Origin of the sequence: Aquabacterium sp., assembly GCF_029946005.1 — a bacterium.
Classification (GTDB): Bacteria; Pseudomonadota; Gammaproteobacteria; order Burkholderiales; family Burkholderiaceae_C; genus Aquabacterium.
The window spans coordinates 31,444-50,800 of sequence record NZ_JAQSDR010000039.1; the positions used below are offsets into that span (position 1 = coordinate 31,444).

15 protein-coding genes and 1 pseudogene are annotated in these 19,357 nt (G+C 63.2%); 7 read left to right on the top strand and 9 right to left on the bottom strand.

All coding sequences use genetic code 11. The features are described 5' to 3' along the window. Window position 1: 1 nt before the first annotated feature. The 5 genes and pseudogenes from PSV38_RS19060 to PSV38_RS19080 form a co-directional block, all read right to left on the bottom strand. Window positions 2–1,565 (bottom strand): annotated as a pseudogene (locus PSV38_RS19060) (ABC transporter ATP-binding protein). A 25-nt stretch (window positions 1,566–1,590) separates the two neighbouring features. After that, window positions 1,591–2,520: a BMP family protein gene (locus tag PSV38_RS19065; RefSeq protein ID WP_300550446.1), complete on the bottom strand. Its 930-nt coding sequence runs from the start codon at window positions 2,518–2,520 to the stop codon at window positions 1,591–1,593. Window positions 2,521–2,683: 163 nt separating this feature from the next. Further along, window positions 2,684–4,096, bottom strand: coding sequence for a 30S ribosomal protein S12 methylthiotransferase RimO (gene rimO, locus PSV38_RS19070; RefSeq protein ID WP_300550319.1), 1,413 nt, complete (start codon window positions 4,094–4,096; stop codon window positions 2,684–2,686). 115 nt (window positions 4,097–4,211) lie between these two features. After that, complete coding sequence (locus PSV38_RS19075) at window positions 4,212–4,988, bottom strand: putative solute-binding protein (protein WP_300550320.1); 777 nt, start codon at window positions 4,986–4,988, stop codon at window positions 4,212–4,214. A 370-nt stretch (window positions 4,989–5,358) separates the two neighbouring features. Next, the gene (locus PSV38_RS19080; RefSeq protein WP_300550322.1) at window positions 5,359–7,536 is read right to left on the bottom strand and encodes a TRAP transporter large permease subunit; all 2,178 of its coding nucleotides are present in this window, start codon (window positions 7,534–7,536) and stop codon (window positions 5,359–5,361) included. Between the two features lie 150 nt (window positions 7,537–7,686). Between PSV38_RS19080 and PSV38_RS19085 the strand changes: the two genes are divergently transcribed. Genes PSV38_RS19085 through PSV38_RS19100 form a run of 4 tightly spaced genes read left to right on the top strand, consistent with a single transcriptional unit; the run spans window position 7,687 to window position 9,894 of the window. Continuing rightward, window positions 7,687–8,049, top strand: a complete 363-nt coding sequence (locus tag PSV38_RS19085) for a DUF1304 domain-containing protein (protein WP_300550448.1) — start codon at window positions 7,687–7,689, stop codon at window positions 8,047–8,049. 25 nt (window positions 8,050–8,074) lie between these two features. Next, window positions 8,075–8,704, top strand: a complete 630-nt coding sequence (locus tag PSV38_RS19090) for a glutathione S-transferase family protein (protein ID WP_300550324.1) — start codon at window positions 8,075–8,077, stop codon at window positions 8,702–8,704. Window positions 8,705–8,713: 9 nt separating this feature from the next. After that, window positions 8,714–9,355 (top strand): FMN-binding negative transcriptional regulator, encoded by a 642-nt coding sequence (locus PSV38_RS19095; protein ID WP_300550326.1) that lies wholly within the window; start codon window positions 8,714–8,716, stop codon window positions 9,353–9,355. A 20-nt stretch (window positions 9,356–9,375) separates the two neighbouring features. Next, window positions 9,376–9,894: an NUDIX hydrolase gene (locus tag PSV38_RS19100; protein ID WP_300550328.1), complete on the top strand. Its 519-nt coding sequence runs from the start codon at window positions 9,376–9,378 to the stop codon at window positions 9,892–9,894. On the opposite strand, the gene ribA is transcribed toward PSV38_RS19100, so the two are convergent. Genes ribA through PSV38_RS19115 form a run of 3 tightly spaced genes read right to left on the bottom strand, consistent with a single transcriptional unit; the run spans window position 9,880 to window position 13,231 of the window. Beyond that, on the bottom strand, window positions 9,880–10,563 hold the full coding sequence (gene ribA, locus PSV38_RS19105; protein ID WP_300550330.1) for a GTP cyclohydrolase II: 684 nt from the start codon (window positions 10,561–10,563) through the stop codon (window positions 9,880–9,882). The genes PSV38_RS19100 and ribA overlap by 15 nt on opposite strands. A 41-nt stretch (window positions 10,564–10,604) precedes the next feature. Next, a complete protein-coding gene (locus PSV38_RS19110; protein WP_300550332.1) occupies window positions 10,605–11,252 on the bottom strand; it encodes a response regulator in 648 nt (215 codons plus the stop codon). Further along, window positions 11,249–13,231, bottom strand: coding sequence for a PAS domain S-box protein (locus PSV38_RS19115; protein ID WP_300550334.1), 1,983 nt, complete (start codon window positions 13,229–13,231; stop codon window positions 11,249–11,251). Before PSV38_RS19115 ends, PSV38_RS19110 begins: the two co-directional genes overlap by 4 nt. A 128-nt stretch (window positions 13,232–13,359) precedes the next feature. Between PSV38_RS19115 and PSV38_RS19120 the strand changes: the two genes are divergently transcribed. The 3 genes from PSV38_RS19120 to PSV38_RS19130 all read left to right on the top strand — a co-directional run bounded on the left by PSV38_RS19120 (window position 13,360) and on the right by PSV38_RS19130 (window position 16,340). After that, window positions 13,360–14,388, top strand: coding sequence for a TRAP transporter substrate-binding protein (locus PSV38_RS19120; protein ID WP_300550336.1), 1,029 nt, complete (start codon window positions 13,360–13,362; stop codon window positions 14,386–14,388). A gap of 75 nt (window positions 14,389–14,463) precedes the next feature. Further along, the gene (locus PSV38_RS19125; RefSeq protein ID WP_300550338.1) at window positions 14,464–15,063 is read left to right on the top strand and encodes a TRAP transporter small permease; all 600 of its coding nucleotides are present in this window, start codon (window positions 14,464–14,466) and stop codon (window positions 15,061–15,063) included. After that, complete coding sequence (locus tag PSV38_RS19130; protein WP_300550339.1) at window positions 15,060–16,340, top strand: TRAP transporter large permease subunit; 1,281 nt, start codon at window positions 15,060–15,062, stop codon at window positions 16,338–16,340. Before PSV38_RS19125 ends, PSV38_RS19130 begins: the two co-directional genes overlap by 4 nt. Before the next feature lie 55 nt (window positions 16,341–16,395). Here the strand turns inward: PSV38_RS19130 and ppc are convergent, their stop codons facing one another. Further along, the gene (gene ppc / locus PSV38_RS19135; RefSeq protein ID WP_300550341.1) at window positions 16,396–19,224 is read right to left on the bottom strand and encodes a phosphoenolpyruvate carboxylase; all 2,829 of its coding nucleotides are present in this window, start codon (window positions 19,222–19,224) and stop codon (window positions 16,396–16,398) included. Window positions 19,225–19,357: the final 133 nt, after the last annotated feature.

A 19,357-nucleotide genomic window follows, 5' to 3' on the forward strand; every position in this document is an offset into this window, starting at 1 on the left:
GTCACGTGGTAAGCCTTTCAGGCACGGTGCTTGAGTCGGCCTCGCTGCCCGCCATGGCCAGGCCCAAGCTGGCCAGCGTCCAGTCTGGCCGAGGACGCGCGGCGGTGAGCCGCCCTTCGTGCATCACGGCGATGCGGTCGGCCAAGGCGAGGATCTCGTCCAGGTCTTCCGAGATCAGCAGCACCGCGCTGCCCTGCTCGGCCGACTGGATCAGGCGTTCATGCACGAAAGCGACGGCGCCAATGTCCAGGCCCCAAGTGGGTTGGGCGGCCACGATCAGGGTGGGCACGCCCAGCGCTGAGCCTTCGCCCAAGGCCAGGGCCCGGCCCAGCACCAGCTTTTGCATGTTGCCGCCTGACAGGCGCCGCGCGGGTGAATCAAGGCCGCCGCCTCGCACATCGAAACGCTCGATGATGTGCTGCGCATGCGCCCGCGCCGCAGATCGCCGCACCCAGCCCCAGCGGGCGAAGCGCCGGTCAAACAAGCGCTCGGTGATGGTGTTTTCCCACAGGCTCAGGTCGCCGACCACGCCCTGCGTGTGGCGGTCTTCGGGGATGCGCGCCACGGGGCACGGACACCCAATCGCGCGGCCGGGCGCACAAGGGTTGGGAGGACACCTGCAGCCGTCCTTGGGCGGCCGGTAACAAGCCGTGCAGCAGCTCAGCCAGCGCCACCTGGCCGTTGCCTGAAACCCCGGCCACGGCCACGATCTCACCTGCATGCACCGTCAGGTCAATACCTTGCAGCGCCGTGCCTTGCGCCCCCTTGGCGGTGTGAACGCCCTCGCATTGCAAAACCACCGTGCCCGAAGGTGGCCCCACCGCCGCGACACGGCGCGCGGTCTTGACCTCACGGCCGACCATCAAGGCGGCCAGTTCGGCTTTGGTGGTGCCCTGTGCGGCACATTCGGCCACCAGCTTGCCGCCACGCAGCACGGCCACGCGGTTTGACACGCGCAGGACTTCGTCCAGTTTGTGGCTGATGAAGATCACGGCCAGGCCGTCTTTGACCAAGGTGTCCAGCGTGGCGAAGAGCTGTTCGCTCTCTTGCGGGGTGAGCACCGCCGTCGGTTCGTCCAGGATCAGGATGCGCGCGCCGCGGTACAAGGCCTTGAGGATCTCAACGCGCTGGCGCTCGCCGACCGACAAGCTGCCCACGCGCGCATCCGGATCAACGGCCAGGCCAAAGCGCCCGGCCAAGGACAGCAAGCGTTGCCGCCCCGCCTGGCGACGCGAGGACAGGCGCCACATCGACTCCGTCCCCAACATCACGTTGTCGAGCACGCTGAGGTTGTCGGCCAGGGTGAAATGCTGGTGCACCATGCCAATTCCAGCCTGGAGCGCCGCCCTGGGCTGGCCTGGTGGCAAGGGCTGGCCCTGAACCTCGATGCGCCCCGCATCGGCCACGTAGTGCCCGAACAAGATGGACACCAGCGTGCTCTTGCCAGCACCGTTTTCACCCAGCAAGGCCAGCACTTCGCCAGCCTGCAAGGTCAGCGAGATGTCGTCATTGGCCACCAGCGAGCCAAAGCGCTTGGTGATGCCCTGCAGCCGCAGCACCGTCATCTGGGAAGCCGGACCGTTGTGTGGCTCAGTTCGACGATTTGGGTTCGGTTTCGACCACCGGCACCTTGAACGCGCCCGACAGGATCGCGGCCTGCTTGGCCTTGACTTTGGCGACCACCTCGGCGGGCACCTTGGACTCAAACGTGCCCAGCGGCGCCAGCTCGCTGCCCTTGAACTTCATCATGGAATAAGGGCCGTAATCCTCACCCTTGAACTGCCCAGACTTGGCCTTCTTGATGGCCAGGTCCACCGTGGGCTCCATGTTCCACAGGGCCGAGGCAACCACGGTGTCCGGGTACTGCGGCTGGGTGTTGATCACGTTGCCGATGGCCAGCTTGCCTTTTTCCTTGGCCGCATCGCTCACGCCAAAGCGCTCGGCGTAGAGCACGTCAGCGCCCTTGTCGATCATGGCAAAGGCGGCCTCCTTGGCTTTGGGTGGATCGAACCAAGAACCGATGAAGCTCACGGTGAACTTCACCTTGGGGTTGATTTCCTTGGCGCCAAGCATGAAGGCGTGCATCAGGCGGTTGACCTCGGGGATGGGGTAACCCCCGACCATGCCGATGTGGCCGCCCTTGCTCATGCCACCGGCGACCATGCCGCTCAGGTAAGCAGGTTCCTGGATGTAGTTGTCGAACACCGAGAAGTTGGGGGCCTGTGGCTTGCCGGATGAGCCCATCAGGAAGCTGGCCTTGGGATAGTCCTTGGCCACCTTGCGGGCTGCGGCCTCCACGCCGAACACCTCACCCAGGATCAAGGTGTTGCCGCCTTCAGCGTACTGCCGCATCACGCGCTCATAGTCGGCGTTGGCGGTGTTCTCGGAAAAGACGTAGTCGATCTCACCCCGGGCCTTGGCCTCGTTCAGGGCCTTGTGGATGCGCGACACCCACTGCTGCTCGACCGGCACCGTGTAAATGGCGGCCACTTTGAGTTTGGCCTGCGCCCAAACCGGCATGGCTGCGGTGGCGGAAATCAACACGGCCGAAGCCGCCACGAGGTTCAACAAGGATCGTCTGGCAAATGGCTTCACTGAATACTCCTGATGCGCCGCCCTGCACCGGTCTGGGGCAGGTGGTTCAGCTCTGCAAAAGGAGTGCCAGGCGACTCTGGCGATCAGATTAGAAGGGTTGCGCGATCAGGTCGTGACCCTCAACCGCCACGATGCGCGCCTTGGTGAACTCGCCCACCTTCAAGGTCTTGCTGGCCTTCTCGGGCGGCAACAGGCGCACGGTGCCGTCAATCTCGGGCGCATCGGCGTAAGAACGCCCCACCCCACCCTTGCGGCCCAATGCGGGCGCGCTGTCGATCAGCACCTGCATGGTCGCGCCCACGCGGCGTTGCAGCTTGGCGATAGACACCTGTTCGGCCACGGCCATGAAGCGGGCGCGGCGTTCTTCGCGCACTTCGTCGGGCAAGGCACCCTCCAGCGCATTGGCAGGCGCGCCTTCGATGGGCGAATAGGCAAAACAGCCCGCGCGGTCGATCTCGGCCTCGCGCAGGAAATCGAGCAGATATTCGAACTCTTCTTCCGTCTCGCCAGGGAAGCCCGCGATGAAGGTGCTGCGCACCACGATCTCGGGGCAGATCTCGCGCCAGCGCAGCAAGCGCTCCAGGTTTTTCTCACCATTGGCCGGGCGCTTCATGCGCTTGAGCACGGCGGGGTGGGCATGCTGGAAAGGCACGTCCAGGTAAGGCAGGATCAGGCCTTCGGCCATCATCGGCAGGATCTCGTCCACGTGCGGGTAGGGGTAGACGTAATGCATGCGCACCCAGGCACCGTGCTGCTGCGCCAAGGTGGCCAGTTGCTCCGCCAGGTCGAACATGCGGGTCTTGACGGGCTTGCCGTCCCAGAAACCGGTGCGGTACTTCACGTCCACACCATAGGCGCTGGTGTCCTGGCTGATCACCAACAGTTCTTTCACACCGGATTCAAACAGGGCGCGGGCTTCGCTCAAGACATCGCCGATCGGACGCGAGACCAGGTCGCCGCGCATGCTGGGGATGATGCAGAAGCTGCAGCGGTGGTTGCAGCCTTCGCTGATCTTCAAATAGGCGTAATGCCTGGGCGTGAGCTTGATCCCGGCAATGCCGCGCGACTCGGGCACCAAGTCAAGGAACGGATCGTGCGGCTTGGGCACGTGCAGGTGCACCGCGTCCATCACCTCTTGCGTGGCGTGGGGGCCGGTCACGGCCAGCACACTGGGGTGCATCTGGCGGACCAGGTTGCCGCCATCGGCACCGGCTTTGGCGCCCAGGCAACCGGTGACGATGACCTTGCCGTTCTCAGCCAGGGCCTCGCCGATGGTGTCCAGGCTTTCGCGCACGGCATCGTCGATGAAGCCGCAGGTGTTCACGATCACCAGATCGGCGCCGTCAAAGGTTTTGGAGGTTTGGTAGCCCTCGGCGGCCAGTTGGGTCAGGATCAGTTCGGAGTCGGTGAGCGCTTTCGGGCAGCCAAGGCTGACAAAGCCGATCTTGGGGGCGGCTGCGAACGGGGCGGGCGTGGTGGGGGTGAGCAGTTCAGACGTCATGGGGGTGGATTGTCGGGGAAATTGCGGTTTTCGCAACGCCTCCGACCGTCAGAGATCTCACAAGAACCCCCCAAGCCGGGTCTGCACTGCCTGCCGCCCTTCCAAAAACAGTGCTTCAGGGCTGCGCGGCCACCACCGGCCAATCGATCTCGGCCTTGTTGGAACATTCGGACGCCGCGCTGTACACACTGCACCGGATGCGCTTCATGACCTTGAGGCCTTGCTTGTCGTAAAAGCCCTTGCTGGCCAACTCGACACGCAAGTCGCGCTGAGACACAACAAAGGCCAGCGCGTCTTCGGTGGAGTAGTCCACAACTTGGCTGGCGGGCACGTCGGCCTCGGCCTTGCGCACGGCCACCACCGCTTGGTCGAATTGCGACGACCAGTACTGGCGGGATTTCTCGCCAAAACCCGCCGGAAAGCGGTTGCGGTCCAGCACCAGTTGCATGGTGCTGAACGCCAGCGGAAACCGCGACACCCCACCCTTGGTTCCCACGCCCCGGTAGATTTCCAGCGGCTTGTAGGCCACGGCGGGCGCAAAAATCACGTCCACGCTGCCATTGTTGAACTTGGTGACAAAGTTGCTGATGTCGGAAGACACGGGCTGAGCCCCAATACGCTGGATCAGGTAGGCCTGCACCTTGTCGTCGTCAAAGGCCGGCATGCGGGTGCCGGCAAAACCTTTCTTGAAGATCGCCCGGTCGCGCGCGAAGGTGTAGATACCGCCCATCGGGATGATCCCACCCACTTCAAAGCGGTCTTGCACCGCCAGCTTGGCCGCCACCGGCGAGGCAAAAAGCTGAATGGCCTTGCGGACAACGTCGTAGCTGGCCTCCAAGTCGATCTTGCCGTCCTTGATGATGGTGGACGCGCCGGCGTAGTCAATGGCCACCGTGATGGGGTTGTACGGCCGGGTGTGGCCAGCAAGGCATCACATTGGCCCACGCGGAAATCCTCGGAGGCCACGCGTTCGTCCGTGTACGCCTTGAGTCTCACTTCCACGCCCAGCTTCTGCGCGGCCAGGGCATAGCTCTTGGCCGCGTCAAACAGCGGGCCTGCCGCACCGATCGGATCCCACACGCACAGGCTGGGCGAACTGCCCTCAGCGGCCAAGGCCGGCGCACTGGCCATGCACAGGGCAGTCAGCAGCGCCCCCCACTTGAGTTTGAATTCAGCTCGAATGTTCTTCATGACCATGAGATCCCTGTCGGTTGATTGATTGAAAATTTGCGAAGCCAATGCGCTGCCCGAACGTTCATGGCTCATGACCACCAGCGCAAGATGGGCTCGAAGATGCTGAAGCGCTGCACGGCCAACGGCACGAATGCCACCAGCAGCAAGCTGATGGACATCACGGTGCAAGGCAGGATCCAGCGTTCGTAGCGCCGGTAGAACGACAACCCTTCCACCTCTCGGTCTGATCTCTCGATTTCGGCCTCGCCCACAACCTGGCGAGTGAGCAACTGATTCAGCGCCACCGGCGGAAGCAGGTAACCCAGCTCGAAGGCCACGAGCACCATCATCCAGAAGTTCACGGGATCGATGCCGTTGCGATAAGCCATGGGGGCCAGCGTGCTCGACACCAGGATGATGGCACCCAAGGGCTCCATGACCATGCCCAGCAGCACCTTGACCAGCACCAGAAAGCCCATGGCCAGCCAGACGTTTGGAAAATGCTGCGGCAGCATGCCCATCACTTCGGAACGCTCGACCATGCCGCCCACCAACTGCGTGGCCACCATCAAGGTGATGTAGGAGCCCACGTGCTCCACGGTTTCGGCGGTCGCCACCCGGATCGCCGGCCCGGTGTCCTGGGAAGAGGCCATGCCGATGGACGCGGGAAACGATGCTGCCACGGGACCAGCATGCTCCTTGCCCACCCGTGATCCGATCGCCTTGTCGAGCACCAGCACCGTCAACATCAAGATGGGCAGGATGCTCGCCGCCGAGTTCTCATCGAAATGGGTGTCCAGCACCTGGCCATAAAACAGCAGGATCGCCCCGATCAAGGCCACATAGGGCAGGACCGATTTCATCTCTCGCAGCATGGCGGGCATGGCCACCATGGGCGATGCCATGCCGATGCTCGCTTGCCCACGCGCCTTCGCCGAGACCTGCGAGGCGATGAAGAACATCGTCGAAGTGAGCGCAAAGACAAAGCCGCCCCAGTAAAACAACTGCGTGGTTGTGACCTGCCGGTTCAGCGCCGCGATGCCTACCACCAACAGGCTGGGCCGCAAAACGGCGCCCAGCGAACCCGACATGGCCGTGGCCGCCAAGGCGTACTGGCTGGTGCCGCCCGCAGCCCTCACCTCGTGGTAAATGAGCGCGCCCGCGGCAATCACGAACACGCTGGACACGCCGGCATAAGCCGTGGGCAGGCCGGCGGCCAGCAAGATGATGTACGTCAGGACTTCAGGTGACAGCTTCCAGGGACGCATGACATTCATGAACAGGATCACCAGGCGGCTTTGCTTGAAAAGCATGCCGGCCCAGATGTGCAAGGCCAGCGCCAAGGGCAAGCTCATGAAATCGAGCAGCTTGTTGGCGTAGATGGCCGGGCCAGACGGATGGCCTTCCAGGAAAAAATACACGCTGCTGATGACGCACATCCAAGCCACCAGCGGAACGCATTGCAGCGATTTCAGCCAGCCGCCAGGTTCAGGCAGCGCCGCAGGCAGCGGGCGCATCACACGCCAGGCACTGACCAGCGCCAATACGGCGAACAAGCCCATCCACATGAAGTAGACCTGCGGCGCATCCACCGGCACGCCAGAGCTCATCGACAGGCGATAAAAGCGCACGAACGAATACAGCAACATGCCGCTGGCCAACAGCATGCTCAACGACTGCGCCAAGTAGTCATGCGCGCGGCGGGGCGGACGCACAGAGATGTGCTGGTGCCGCAGCGTGGCGTGGGCTGCCGTGAAGGCCAGCAGCAACAACAGGATCAAGGCCCGGTTGTTCGAGCCCAGCAGGTAGAGGCCCAGGAAGCTGGTTTCCAGCGTGCGGAACGTCACCAGCGATGGTGTGATGTTCGACTTGATGCCTTGGTAGATCGCATGCCTGGCCGTGCAGACCTTGGCCTCTTCCTCTATCGAGGCGCGCAAGGCGGCGGGGTCCTGTTGGCTGGACTCGAACATCGCGTCGATGTCGTCCTTGCTCGACCCGGTGCCTGCCGCCAACTGCCTGGCCACCTCGGCTTGAACATCCATGTTCCGCTGGCAAGTGGGCGCCACCGGATCGGCCCGGAGCATGAAGTACTGGATCTGATGCGAAGGATCACCAAACAGCTTGTCGCCCAGCTTGAGCAATTGCCCATGCACCATCTCACCCGTGCTGAGGATCAAGATCAAGACCAGCAGCACGACCGTGGGCCAGGTTGTCAGCCAGCTGGCCGCGCCATGGCCTGCGCCCTTGTCAGCCAGGGTGTCCTTCATGCATGTCTCTCCTGAAATATTTTTAATCGTCGCCTTGACTCAAGGGATAACCGCCCCGATGGCAAGGTGCCAGGGCACTATAAACTGCCTCCGGCCAGCCCCATGAGCGGGTTTACAGGCACGCGATCCGAACAAGGACCCCACACCATGATGAACACCGCCGCCACCATCCTGACCGCCCTGGTCGCGCTGTTGCACCTGTATTTCATGGTGCTCGAGATGTACTTCTGGGATAAGCCACTGGGGCGCAAGGCATTTGGCCTGAAGCCTGATTTCGCCACCGCCTCCAAGGCCTTGGCCGCCAACCAGGGTCTGTACAACGGCTTTCTGGTGGCGGGCCTGGTGTGGGGCCTTTGGTTGGGTGCCGCAGGCCATGACATCAAGGTCTTCTTCCTGGGTTGCGTGATCGTGGCCGGGGTATTCGGGGCTGCCACCGTCAGCCGCAAGATCTTCTTCGTGCAAGCCTTGCCCGCCATCATCGCGCTGGCTTTGCTGCTCGTGCAGAATGCCTGACACCCCATCAAAACTGGAGGCCCTCATGAGCACGGACCAGCACGTCACCTTCTACCACTCACCCAATTCGCGCTCGGCCGGCGTGCTGGTGCTGCTGGAAGAATTGAACGCCGACTACGAAACCTACGTCCTCAACCTCAAAGCGGGCGAGCAGCGCAAGGCCGACTACCTGGGCATCAACCCCATGGGCAAGGTGCCCGCCATCAAGCATGGCGAGGCGCTGGTCACCGAACAGGTCGCCATCTACCAGTACCTGGCTGAGCTGTACCCCGAAGCCGGGTTGGCACCTCAAATCGGATCGCCCTTGCGGGGACCGTTTCTGCGCTGGCTGGCCTTCTATGGCTCCAGCTTTGAACCCGCCTTGGTCGACAAGTCGCAAAAACGCGAGCCAATGCCGCCCTCGACCTGTCCCCATGGTGACTTCGACACCATGTTCAAGACGCTGACCGACCAACTGGCCAAGGGCCCTTACATCCTGGGCGATCAGTTCAGCGCCGCCGACGTGCTGTGGGCCAACGCTTTGCGCTGGACCACCATGTTCAAACTCGTGCCTCTGACGCCGGTCATCCAGGCCTACATCGACCGGGTCACCTCGCGCCCGGCGGCCGCGCGCGCCGCCGCCAAGGACCAGCAACTGATCGCCGCCCAGGCCTGAGACTCAAACGTGTACTCACCTGCCCACTTTGACGAGTCAAGGCCAGAGGTTCTGCAGGGCTTGATTCACGCCCACCCCCTGGCCACCTTAGTCACCCTGTCCGCCGATGGCCTGACGGCCAATCACATCCCGCTGCACCTGCAAGCCGATGGCTCTGCCTTGGGCAAGCTGGTGGGGCACGTGGCACGTGCCAACCCGTTGTGGCAGAACTCCGATCCCTCGGCCGACGTGCTGGTCATCTTTCAGGGGCCCAATGCCTACATCACGCCATCCTGGTACGCCACCAAGCAAGACGGCGGCAAGGTCGTGCCCACGTGGAACTATGCCGTGGTGCATGCCCATGGCCGATTGCTGGTGAAAGACGACCCGCAGTGGGTGCGCGCGCAATTGGCGTCCATGACTGCCCAGCACGAGGCCTCTCGGGCCGAGCCCTGGGCCGTGTCAGATGCCCCTCGCGAGTTCACCGATCGGCTGCTGCAAGCCATCGTGGGCATCGAAATCCCGATCACCCGCCTGCAAGGTAAGTGGAAGGTCAGTCAGAACCAGCCAGCGCAGAACCGCACCAGCGTGATTGCCGGGTTGAACGGACAAGACCATTCCGGCCCGGCAGCAGACATGGCCACCCTGGTGGCCGCTCATTCACCGTCTTAGTCACGTCGAGCCGAGGAAACATGGCCTTCAAGTTCTGCCCCCAATGTGCCCAGCCCCTGCAAGAGCGCGAGCTGGACACCGTCATGCGGCTGTCCTGCCTGGACACCAACTGCACCTACGTGCATTGGGACAACCCGGTGCCCGTGGTGGCCGCCGTGGTTGAACATGAAGGTGCAATCATCCTGGCGCGCAACAAAGCCTGGCCGGTGCCCTTCTATGCGCTGATCACGGGGTTTCTGGAGAAGTCAGACCCCAGCCCCAAAGAGGCCATCGAGCGAGAGGTGATGGAGGAGTTGGGCCTGCAGGCACAAGGCACCCACTTCATTGGCCACTACGCCTTCCCGCGCCAGAACCAGATCATCATCGCGTACCACGTGCCCGCCACGGGTGTGATCACGCTGGGCGACGAACTGGTGGACTACAAGCGCATTGCACCTGCAAAAGCGCGCTACTGGCCATCCAGCACAGGCCTGGCTTTGCGCGACTGGCTGATTGGCCGGGGGCACGAGCCCCAGGCGCTGGATCTACCCAAGCTTTGAAGGGTCGTCGTCCTCGGTTTTGGGCGGGATGTATTCGGGCAGCCAGTCCATGTGATGGCCCAATTTGAGGGCCTTGGTGGCCAGGTAATGGTGGTTTTCCGACTGCGACTGGCTGCGCACGGGCACCCGCTCCACCACCTTGACGCCATGCTTTTCCAAGGTGGACACCTTGCGGGGGTTGTTGGTCATCAGGCGCACCGAATCGACCCCCAACAGCGACAGCATCTGCGCGGCCACCTCGAAATTGCGCAAATCGGCGGGAAAGCCCAAACGCAGATTCGCCTCGACCGTGTCCAACCCTTCATCTTGCAAAGCGTAGGCCTTCAGCTTGTTGATCAGGCCGATGCCGCGCCCCTCCTGGCGCAGGTAAAGCACCACGCCGCTGCCCTGCTTGCCGATTTCATCCAGCGCGAAATGCAGCTGGGGGCCACAGTCACAGCGCAGCGAGCCGAACACGTCGCCGGTCATGCACTCACTGTGCACGCGAACCAGCGCCGTGCCCTGGACCTCGCCCATGACCAGGGCAACGTGCTCCAGGCCAGAGGGCTCTTCCTTGAACAGCTTCATGGTGAAAGTGCCGTGCTCGGTGGGCACACGGGCTTGGGCCACCAAGGACACCTGCTGCGGTACAGGGGCCAGGGGGCGACTGGAGTCTTGCGGCGAATTCATCAGCTTGTGTTTTCGGGAAATCCTCGGGAAAGTCCCGTTCCTTATCTCTGTATTTTCGCAGATGCGTCAATACCCCCGAAATTAGACAGCCAGGTGGCCAATTCTGCCGCCGTGCGCACCCCCAATTTCGAGAAAACCCGCGCCCGGTGGACCTCGACCGTGCGCACCGCGATGTGCAATTCGTCGGCGATGACTTTGTTGAGCTTGCCTGCCGCGACCCGGGGCATGACCTCGCGCTCTCGTTCGCTCAGGCTGGCCAGGCGAGCATGGCCTTCCGCTTGCCGGGCATCATCCAGCAACATCGCGCGCTCGATCGTCACGGCCTGCTCAATGCGATCGACCAGGGTGTTGTCGGCATACGGTTTTTCCAGAAAATCGAAGGCGCCCTTCTTGAGCGATTCGACCACCATGGGGATGTCGCCATGCCCGCTGAGGAACAACAGCGGGTTGCGGATGCCTTGCGTCAGCAACTCCTCGTGCAACACCAGGCCCGACATGGGCTCCATGCGCACATCGACCAGGAAAACGCCCCGGACCGGGCGCGGACAAGACGCCAGGTAAGCCAGCACCGCCGCCCCGCCGTCAAAGCTGAAAACCAGCAGCCCGCGCGATCCCAGCAAAAAGGCCAAAGCGTCTCGGACCACGGTGTCATCGTCCACCAGATAAACAATGCCTTGATCGGGGTTCATGCGGGTTCCTCCAGGTCTTCGGGGCGCAGGCAGGGCACGGTGAAGGACAAGCTGGCTCCACCGCCGATGACCTCTTCGGCATCCAGGCCACCATAGTGCAACTCGATGATCGAGCGGCAAATGGCCAGCCCCATGCCCATGCCATCGGATTTGGTGGAATAAAAGGGCTGGCACAGTTGATCGATGCTGCGGCCACCCAGACCTGGCCCGCTGTCGGTGACCACCACTTTGGCAAAACGCCCGCCTGCGCCAAGCAAGGTCTGGATGTGGACCCGACGTGGTTGATCGGTATGGGCCAGTTCATCGCAAGCGTTGCGGACCAGGTTGGCCGCCACCTGCTCGATGAGGATGGGGTCGGCCATCACCCTGGGCAGGCTGGCGTCCAGCTCGGTGGTGACCGCAATGCCATGGCGCGCGATCTCGCGGCTGAGCAAGGCCACGGCCGAGGCCACCACCTGGTTGAGGTCGCAGGGTTCGCGCTGGGGCTCACGCCGGGTCAGGAACTCACGGATGCGTTTGACGATGCGCCCCGCGTGCGAGGCCTGTTCGCCCATGCGTTTCAGGGCAATCAGCAAGGCCGGGTCGCTGCCCGGCTCGCGGCTGAGTGAGTTCAGCACGCCCGCGTTGTAGCTGGCAATGGCCGACAGGGGTTGGTTCAACTCATGCGCCAGGGTCGAGGCCACCTCGCCCAGCATCGTCAGGCGCGAGTGGTGGGCCATGGTGTCAGCCTGCTTGCGCTCGCGCTCTTCCAGGCGCTTGCGCTCGGTCACGTTCAGGATCGAGGCCATCCAGCCGATGTGCTGGCCTTTGGCATCCACCAAAGGGGCTTCCAGCACCACCACTTCCAGAATCTGCCCATCGCGGTGTTGCCAGCGCGACTCATAGCCCTCGCTCGGCGCCTGGCCGGCCATGTTGCGCAAATGCCGCTGCATCGCCTGATCCAGCTCCTGGCTGGGCCAGTAGGGCATGGGCGGCATGGCGCCGATCAGCTCTTCGGGCTGATAGCCCAGCATGTCGGCCATGGTCTTGTTGACGTAAACCAGGCGCCCCTCCAGGTCACGCGCCCGGATGCCCACGGCCAGCGAATCTTCCATCGCCGTTCGCCAGGCGGCTTCGGTGCGCCAGGCCTCTTCCGCGCGCGACACGCCCTGCATCTGGCGCCGCAGCATCCAGCTGGCACCACCGATCAGCAGCACAAAACCGCTCATCAACACCACCGGCAAGGTGCGCCACCAAGGCTTGATGGTCTCGCGCGCTGAAAGCTCCAGAAAGGCCTGGGGCAGCGAAGGCCCCGCCGGCACTCGGTACCAGGCCTGGCGGGCCAGTCGCGGGCCGTCAATCGTGGAGGCAATCACTTCGCCCAGCTCATCGACCAGGCGGATGTCGTACTTGCGGGCCAGCCACCAGGGCACCTTCTGGCGCAAGACCTCGGCAGGCATGTAACGCGCCACCAGCAAGCCAGCAGGCTTGCCACCCCAGTCTTGCAAGGGTGCCGACAAATGCCCTGCCAACCCCCGCTCATCCGCTCCGCTGCGCGCCGACGAATGGGCGGGCATGCTGTCATCGGGCACCTGCACCACGATGCGCCCTTTGGCGTCCAGCCAGGTCACGCTGATCCAGAAGCGGCGCAGGCCATCAAGCACCAGGGCGTGTTGGGCAAATGCATTGTCAGACAAGTTTTCGGCCTTGATCACATCGGCCAGCGTCCGCAGCCGGGCGGCTTCGGCATCGAGTCGGTTGCTGACCTGGGCCTCCAGCGACAGGGCATCGGAGATCATCTCGGCCCGCTGGCTGTCCAGGTCGGCTAGCTCCACCGAGCGCAACCAGCCCATCACACCGCCCACAAACATGAGGGACAACAGCAAAGGCCAGGCCCACAGGTGTGGCATCACCGACACGAAAGAGCCCCCCACCCGCCACCGGGGCTGCGGGGGCACGGCCAGCGTGGGTCGGGGTGGCGCACTGATGGGGGGGCTCATGCACCTGAGTCTATGTCGGCCCTTTGTGAGGAGGCCAGGCGCCAACGCACAAATGTGGAACTCCACAATTTCCCCGGCAGGCTCCGAGGGAAACAATCCGGCTGACCCCATACCCTGAGGAGACCAACATGACTACATCCTTCGCCGGACAGATTCTGCGCCGCCACCTGTTGGCCGCCGCTGCCGCCATCGCCTTGGTGCCCAGCGCCTTTGCCCAGGCCCCGATCGTGATCAAGTTCAGCCACGTGGTGGCCATCGACACGCCCAAGGGCAAGGCCGCCGCTTTTTTCGCCAAACGCGCGGAAGAGTTGACCAAGGGTCGAGTCAAGGTCGAGGTTTACCCCAACAGCCAGCTCTACAAGGACAAGGAAGAGCTGGAAGCCCTGCAACTGGGCTCGGTGCAAATGCTGGCCCCCTCGCTGTCCAAGTTCGCGCCATTGGGCGTGAAAGAGTTCGAGGTGTTTGACCTGCCTTTCATCTTTGATGACTACGCCGACCTGCACCGCGTGACCGAAGGCCCCGTGGGCAAGGGCCTGCTGACCAAGCTCGAAACACGCGGCATCACCGGCCTGGCTTACTGGGACAACGGCTTCAAGGTGTTCTCGGCCAACAAGCCTTTGAGGGCAGTGGCCGATTACAAGGGCACGAAGATGCGGATCCAGTCCTCCAAGGTGCTGGATGCGGAAATGCGCGCCCTGGGCGCCCTGCCTCAGGTGCTGGCTTTCTCCGAGACCTACCAGGCCTTGCAGACAGGCGTGGTCGATGGCACCGAGAACCCGCCCTCCAACCTCTACACACAAAAGATGTACGAAGTGCAAAAGCACCTCAGTGTCACCAACCATGGTTACCTGGGTTATGCCGTGGTCGTGAACAAGAAGTTCTGGGACGGCCTGCCCACCGACATCCGGGGTCAGCTGACCCAGGCCATCTCCGAAGCCACCAAGGTTGCTAATGACCACGCCTTCACCGACAACCAGGAGGCCCTGGCCAAGGTGAAGGCCGCTGGCAAGACCGAGATCTACACGCCGACCCCGGCTGAGCGCCTGGCCCTCAAAAAGGCCTTGGTGCCTGTGCACCAACAGATGACCTCGCGCATTGGCGAGGAAACGCTGCGGGCCATCTACAAGGTAACCGGCTTCGATCCCAGCAAGCTCTGAGTTTGAACGACACCCCCTGAGCCCACCCCTGCGTGGGCTTTTTCATGACCCGACTGACACCCCTGGGAGAACGCCATGAAATGGCTTGATCACCTGGAGGAATGGCTGATCGCGACCTTCATGGCCGCAGCCACCCTCATCATCTTCGCGTCGGTGGTGCACCGCTACGTGATCGGTTTCAACATCCCCGTTTTGCAAGACTGGCTGCTGAGCATCAACATGGCCTGGACCCAGGAGGCCTGCATCTACCTGTTCGTCTGGATGGCCAAATTTGGCGCAGCCTATGGCGTGCGCACCGGCATCCACGTGGGGGTGGATGTGCTCATCAAGCAGTTGTCTGACCAGAAGCGCAAGTACTTCGTGATGTTCAGCCTGCTCGCGGGGGCCTTGTTCACGGGCGTGGTCGCTACCCTGGGCGCCACCTTTGTGTGGGACAACGGCCTGCACCACGCGGCCTACCAGGCCTTGGGGCTGAACATGGATGGCCTGATTGAAGGCCCCACCACACCCGACCTGGAGTGGCCGACCTGGATCATCTACCTGGCCATCCCGCTGGGCTCATCGCTGATGAGCTTTCGCTTCCTGCAAGTGGCCTGGACGTTTCAACACACCGGTGAGCTGCCTCACCATGATCATGGCCATGTGGACGGCCTGGATGAAGGAGCTCGCGCATGAACGGCCTGATCATTCTGGGCCTGCTGGTGATGTTGATGCTCACCGGCATGCCGATCTCCATCGCCCTGGGCTTGACCGTGCTCAGCTTCATCTTCGGGTTCACGCAAGTGCCCCTGGAGTCGGTCGCCCTCAAGCTGTTCACCGGCATTGAGAAGTTCGAGATCATGGCGATCCCGTTCTTCATCCTGGCGGGCAACTTCCTGACGCACGGGGGGGTGGCCAAACGCATGATCAATTTCGCCACGTCCATGGTCGGGCATTGGCATGGCGGTTTGGGCTTGGCCGGCGTGCTGGCCTGCGCCCTGTTCGCGGCGGTGTCGGGCTCATCGCCTGCCACGGTCGTGGCCATTGGTTCGATTTTGTTGCCTGCGATGGCGAAGGCGGGCTTCCCTGCTCGTTTCGGCGCTGGCATCGTCACCACCTCCGGGGCGCTGGGCATCCTGATCCCACCCTCGATCGTCATGGTGATGTACTCGGTGTCCACCAACACCTCGGTGGGCGCCCTGTTCATGGCGGGGGTCATCCCGGGCATCCTGCTGGCTTTCCTTCTCGGATTGACAGCCTGGTGGCGTGCGCGCAAGTTCAACTACCCACGCCAGACCAAGGCCACCACGGCGCAACGCCTCAAGGCCTTGCGTGAATGCTTCTGGGGGCTGCTGCTGATCGTGGTGGTGATGGGCGGCATCTACACCGGCCTGTTCACGCCGACCGAAGCCGCAGCGATGGCCGCCGTGTATGCCTTCATCATCGCCGTGTTCGTCTACAAGGACATGGGCCTCAAAGACGTGCCGCGCGTGCTGCTGGCCTCGGCCAACATGAGCGCGATGCTGCTGTACATCATCACCAACGCGGTCCTGTTCTCGTTCGTGCTGGCCAATGAAAACATCCCGCAGCACTTGGCCGACTCGCTGATCACCATGGGCCTGGGCCCGATCGCCTTCCTGGCGGTGGTCAACATCCTGCTTCTGCTGGCTGGCAACTTCATGGAGCCGTCTTCAATCGTGTTGATCATGGCGCCCATCCTGTTCCCGGTGGCCATGAAGTTGGGCATCGACCCGGTGCACTTTGGCATCCTGATCATCGTGAACATGGAGGTGGGCATGTGCCACCCACCGGTGGGCCTGAACCTCTACGTGGCCTCCGGGGTGACCAAGATGGGCATCACCGAACTGACCGTCGCGGTGTGGCCATGGCTGCTCACCATGCTGGGCTTCCTGGTGCTGGTCACCTACTGGCCACCGTTGTCGCTGTGGTTGCCCAACCTGCTGATGAAATGATGAAGTGATGGGATGAAGCCCGGTCCGTGAGGGCCGGGCTTTTTTTCGTCAAACCTCAACCGGTGTTGCGCAGCCCGGCAGCCACCCCGTTGATCGACAGGTGAATGCCACGCTGCACCCGCTCGGCCACGGTCTCGCCCTCCACCTCCGAGGCGCGCGTGTCTTGCGCCTTGCGGTGGCGGCGCATCAGCTCCACCTGCAAGTGGTTGAGCGGGTCGACATACGGAAAGCGGTAAGCCAAAAAGTCGGCCAGTTCAGGCTGGGCCGCCAGGCGGGCCTTCGTGCCCGTGATCAGGTTGAGGGCCTGGTTGGTCAGGTCCCATTCGGCCTTGATGGCGGTCATGATCTTCTTGCCCAGGCGCTTGTCTTCCACCAGGGCAACGTAGCGCTGGGCAATCCCCAGATCGCTCTTGGCCAGCACCATGTCCATGTTGGACAGCAGGGTGCCAAAGAAAGGCCATTGCTTGTGCATGCGCTGCAACAAGGCCAACTGCGCCTTGCGCTCGGTGCCGGGCGCGCTCAAAAAAGCCTCGATGGCCGAACCCATGCCGAACCAACCTGGCAAGGCCACGCGGCATTGCCCCCATGAGAATCCCCAAGGGATGGCACGGAGGTCTTCGATGCGGCGGGTGGATTTTCGCGAGGCCGGGCGCGAGCCAATGTTCAGCTCGGCGATCTCGCGGATCGGGGTCGCCGCGAAAAAGTACTCGGTGAAACCGGGTGTCTCGTAGACCAGCTTGCGGTAGGCGGCCATGCTGGCCTGCGAGATCACATCGGCCGTCTGCAAAAAGGTGCTGGGCACGGGCTTGCTGGGCTGGATCAAACTGGCCTCCAGCATGGCCGACACCAGCGTCTCCAGATTGCGCCGCCCGATCTCGGGGTGAGCGTATTTGGACGCGATCACTTCACCCTGCTCCGTCAGGCGGATCTGACCATTGACCGTGCCCGGTGGCTGCGCCAGGATGGCCTGGTGCGTGGGGCCACCACCGCGACCCACCGTGCCGCCACGGCCATGGAACAGGCGCAGGCCGATGCCATGGCTCGCGCGCAAATCGTTGAACAAAGCGACCAGGGAGATCTCGGCGCGGTACAGCTCCCAATTGCTGGTGAAGAAACCGCCATCCTTGTTGCTGTCGCTGTAGCCCAGCATGATGTCTTGCTCGCCACCTGATCGCTTGACCAGGTCAGCGATGCCGGGCACCGCGTAGAAGCCACGCATGATGTCGGTGGCATGGCGCAGGTCGGCGATGGTCTCAAACAGCGGCACCACGATCAGCTCGGCCCGCGAATCGGCGTCGTCCAGGGTGCCGTGCATCAAGCCGCACTCCTTTTGCAGCAGCAGCACTTCCAGCAGGTCGCTCACGGTTTCTGTGTGCGAGATGATGTAGTGAATCAGTGCCTGCGGGCCGTAACGCCTGCGAGCCGTGGCGGCCGCCTCGAAGATGGCCAACTCGCCCTTGGCCAGGTCGCTGTAGGTCGCACCCTGCACGCGCAGCGGCCGTGCCTCGCACAGCAACTGGCGCATCAGGGCCTGCTTGGCCTCCTCACTCAGCTTGGCGTAGTGGGGCTCCACCTTGGCAGTGGCCAGCAACTCAGCGATGACCAACTCGTGCTGGTCCGAGCTTTGGCGCAAATCCAGGGTCGCGAGGTGGAAGCCAAACACCTGCACAGCCCGGATCAAGGGCTTGACTCGCAGGTCCGCCAGAACGGCAGCGTGGTGCTGGCGCAGGGAGCCATCCACCGCGCGCAAATCGGCCAGAAACTCGTCGGCACTGAGGTAGGCATCCTGCGGCGCCACCGCGTGTCGCAGGGCTTTGGTGCCGGTCAAGTCTTCCAGCGTGGCGGCCAAGCGAGCGTAGACGCCGGTCAAGGCCCGCCGGTAAGGTTCGTCAGACCGGTGCGGGTTGAGGTCGGGCGAACGGTCGGCCAGCATGGCCATTTCGGGCGAAATGCCGACCAGGCGCCCCGACATCGACAACTCGGCTCCCAACTGGTGCACCTCGACCAGGTAGTGGCGCAAGGCCACCTCGGCCTGGCGCGACATGGCCAATTGCAAGGTCTGGGCGGTCACGTTCGGATTGCCGTCGCGGTCGCCGCCAATCCATTGGCCCATGCGCAGGAAGGACGCTACTTCGCGCCCCGGCAAGGCACGCTCCAGTTGCGCGTAAAGGCGAGGGATCTCGCGCAAAAAAGTGCTCTGGTAGTAGCTCAGCGCATTCTCGATCTCGTCGGCCACCGTGAGCTTGGTGAAGCGCAGCATGCGCGTCTGCCAGAGCTGGGTGACCCGGGCGCGCAGGGCAGGCTCAATCTCCTGGCGCTCCTCATCGTCGGCTTTGTCCAGCCGGGCGATCAGTTCAGCTACCGCGCGTTCGGCGTCCAGGATGGATTTGCGCTGCACCTCGGTCGGGTGGGCCGTGAGCACGGGCGACAAATAGGCCCTCTTGAGCAAGGCGGCGATGTCGTCGGTGCGCACGCCCTGGTCCGTCAGGCGCTGGAAGCAGGCGGACAAGGAGCCCTCTGTGGCGGCCTTGACCGAGGTCTCCCGCTGGCGCACCTGGTGGCGGTCTTCCGCCATGTTGGCCAAGTGCGAAAAATAGCTGAAGGCCCGGATCACCGACACGCTTTGGTCGGCTGACAGGTTCTTGAGCAATCGGTCCAGGTCCTTGCCGGCCGCGTCGTCCCGGCGAGCCCGATAGGCCACGGCCAATTGGCGGATGCGTTCGATCAGCTCGTAGGCGTCGCGCCCATCCTGCTCTCGGATCACATCGCCCAGGATTCGGCCCAAAAGGCGAATGTCGCGCAGCAAAGGCGCGTTGCGGTTGGCGGGGCTGTTTTTGGTGGGGGTGGGAGTGGCGCTTTTGCGCGCGGGTGCCTTGGTGACCATGCCGTGTTGAGATTGATTGGGTGTGGTTGAAGGGCAGAAACCCGGTTTTAGCACCAACACACAAACATCGTGCCAAGTCCCCCAAGTCCATCAGGCACCCTGTTTCAAAGGGGCCACGCCGCCCACTTCCTCG

Coding starts and splice junctions, on each gene's coding strand:
- PSV38_RS19065 (WP_300550446.1), bottom strand. CDS start 2,520: ATGCCGGTTTGGGCGCAGGCCAAACTCAAAGTGGCCGCCATTTACACG.
- rimO (WP_300550319.1), bottom strand. CDS start 4,096: ATGACGTCTGAACTGCTCACCCCCACCACGCCCGCCCCGTTCGCAGCC.
- PSV38_RS19080 (WP_300550322.1), bottom strand. CDS start 7,536: ATGAAGGACACCCTGGCTGACAAGGGCGCAGGCCATGGCGCGGCCAGC.
- PSV38_RS19085 (WP_300550448.1), top strand. CDS start 7,687: ATGAACACCGCCGCCACCATCCTGACCGCCCTGGTCGCGCTGTTGCAC.
- PSV38_RS19090 (WP_300550324.1), top strand. CDS start 8,075: ATGAGCACGGACCAGCACGTCACCTTCTACCACTCACCCAATTCGCGC.
- PSV38_RS19100 (WP_300550328.1), top strand. CDS start 9,376: ATGGCCTTCAAGTTCTGCCCCCAATGTGCCCAGCCCCTGCAAGAGCGC.
- ribA (WP_300550330.1), bottom strand. CDS start 10,563: ATGAATTCGCCGCAAGACTCCAGTCGCCCCCTGGCCCCTGTACCGCAG.
- PSV38_RS19110 (WP_300550332.1), bottom strand. CDS start 11,252: ATGAACCCCGATCAAGGCATTGTTTATCTGGTGGACGATGACACCGTG.
- PSV38_RS19115 (WP_300550334.1), bottom strand. CDS start 13,231: ATGAGCCCCCCCATCAGTGCGCCACCCCGACCCACGCTGGCCGTGCCC.
- PSV38_RS19120 (WP_300550336.1), top strand. CDS start 13,360: ATGACTACATCCTTCGCCGGACAGATTCTGCGCCGCCACCTGTTGGCC.
- PSV38_RS19125 (WP_300550338.1), top strand. CDS start 14,464: ATGAAATGGCTTGATCACCTGGAGGAATGGCTGATCGCGACCTTCATG.
- PSV38_RS19130 (WP_300550339.1), top strand. CDS start 15,060: ATGAACGGCCTGATCATTCTGGGCCTGCTGGTGATGTTGATGCTCACC.
- ppc (WP_300550341.1), bottom strand. CDS start 19,224: ATGGTCACCAAGGCACCCGCGCGCAAAAGCGCCACTCCCACCCCCACC.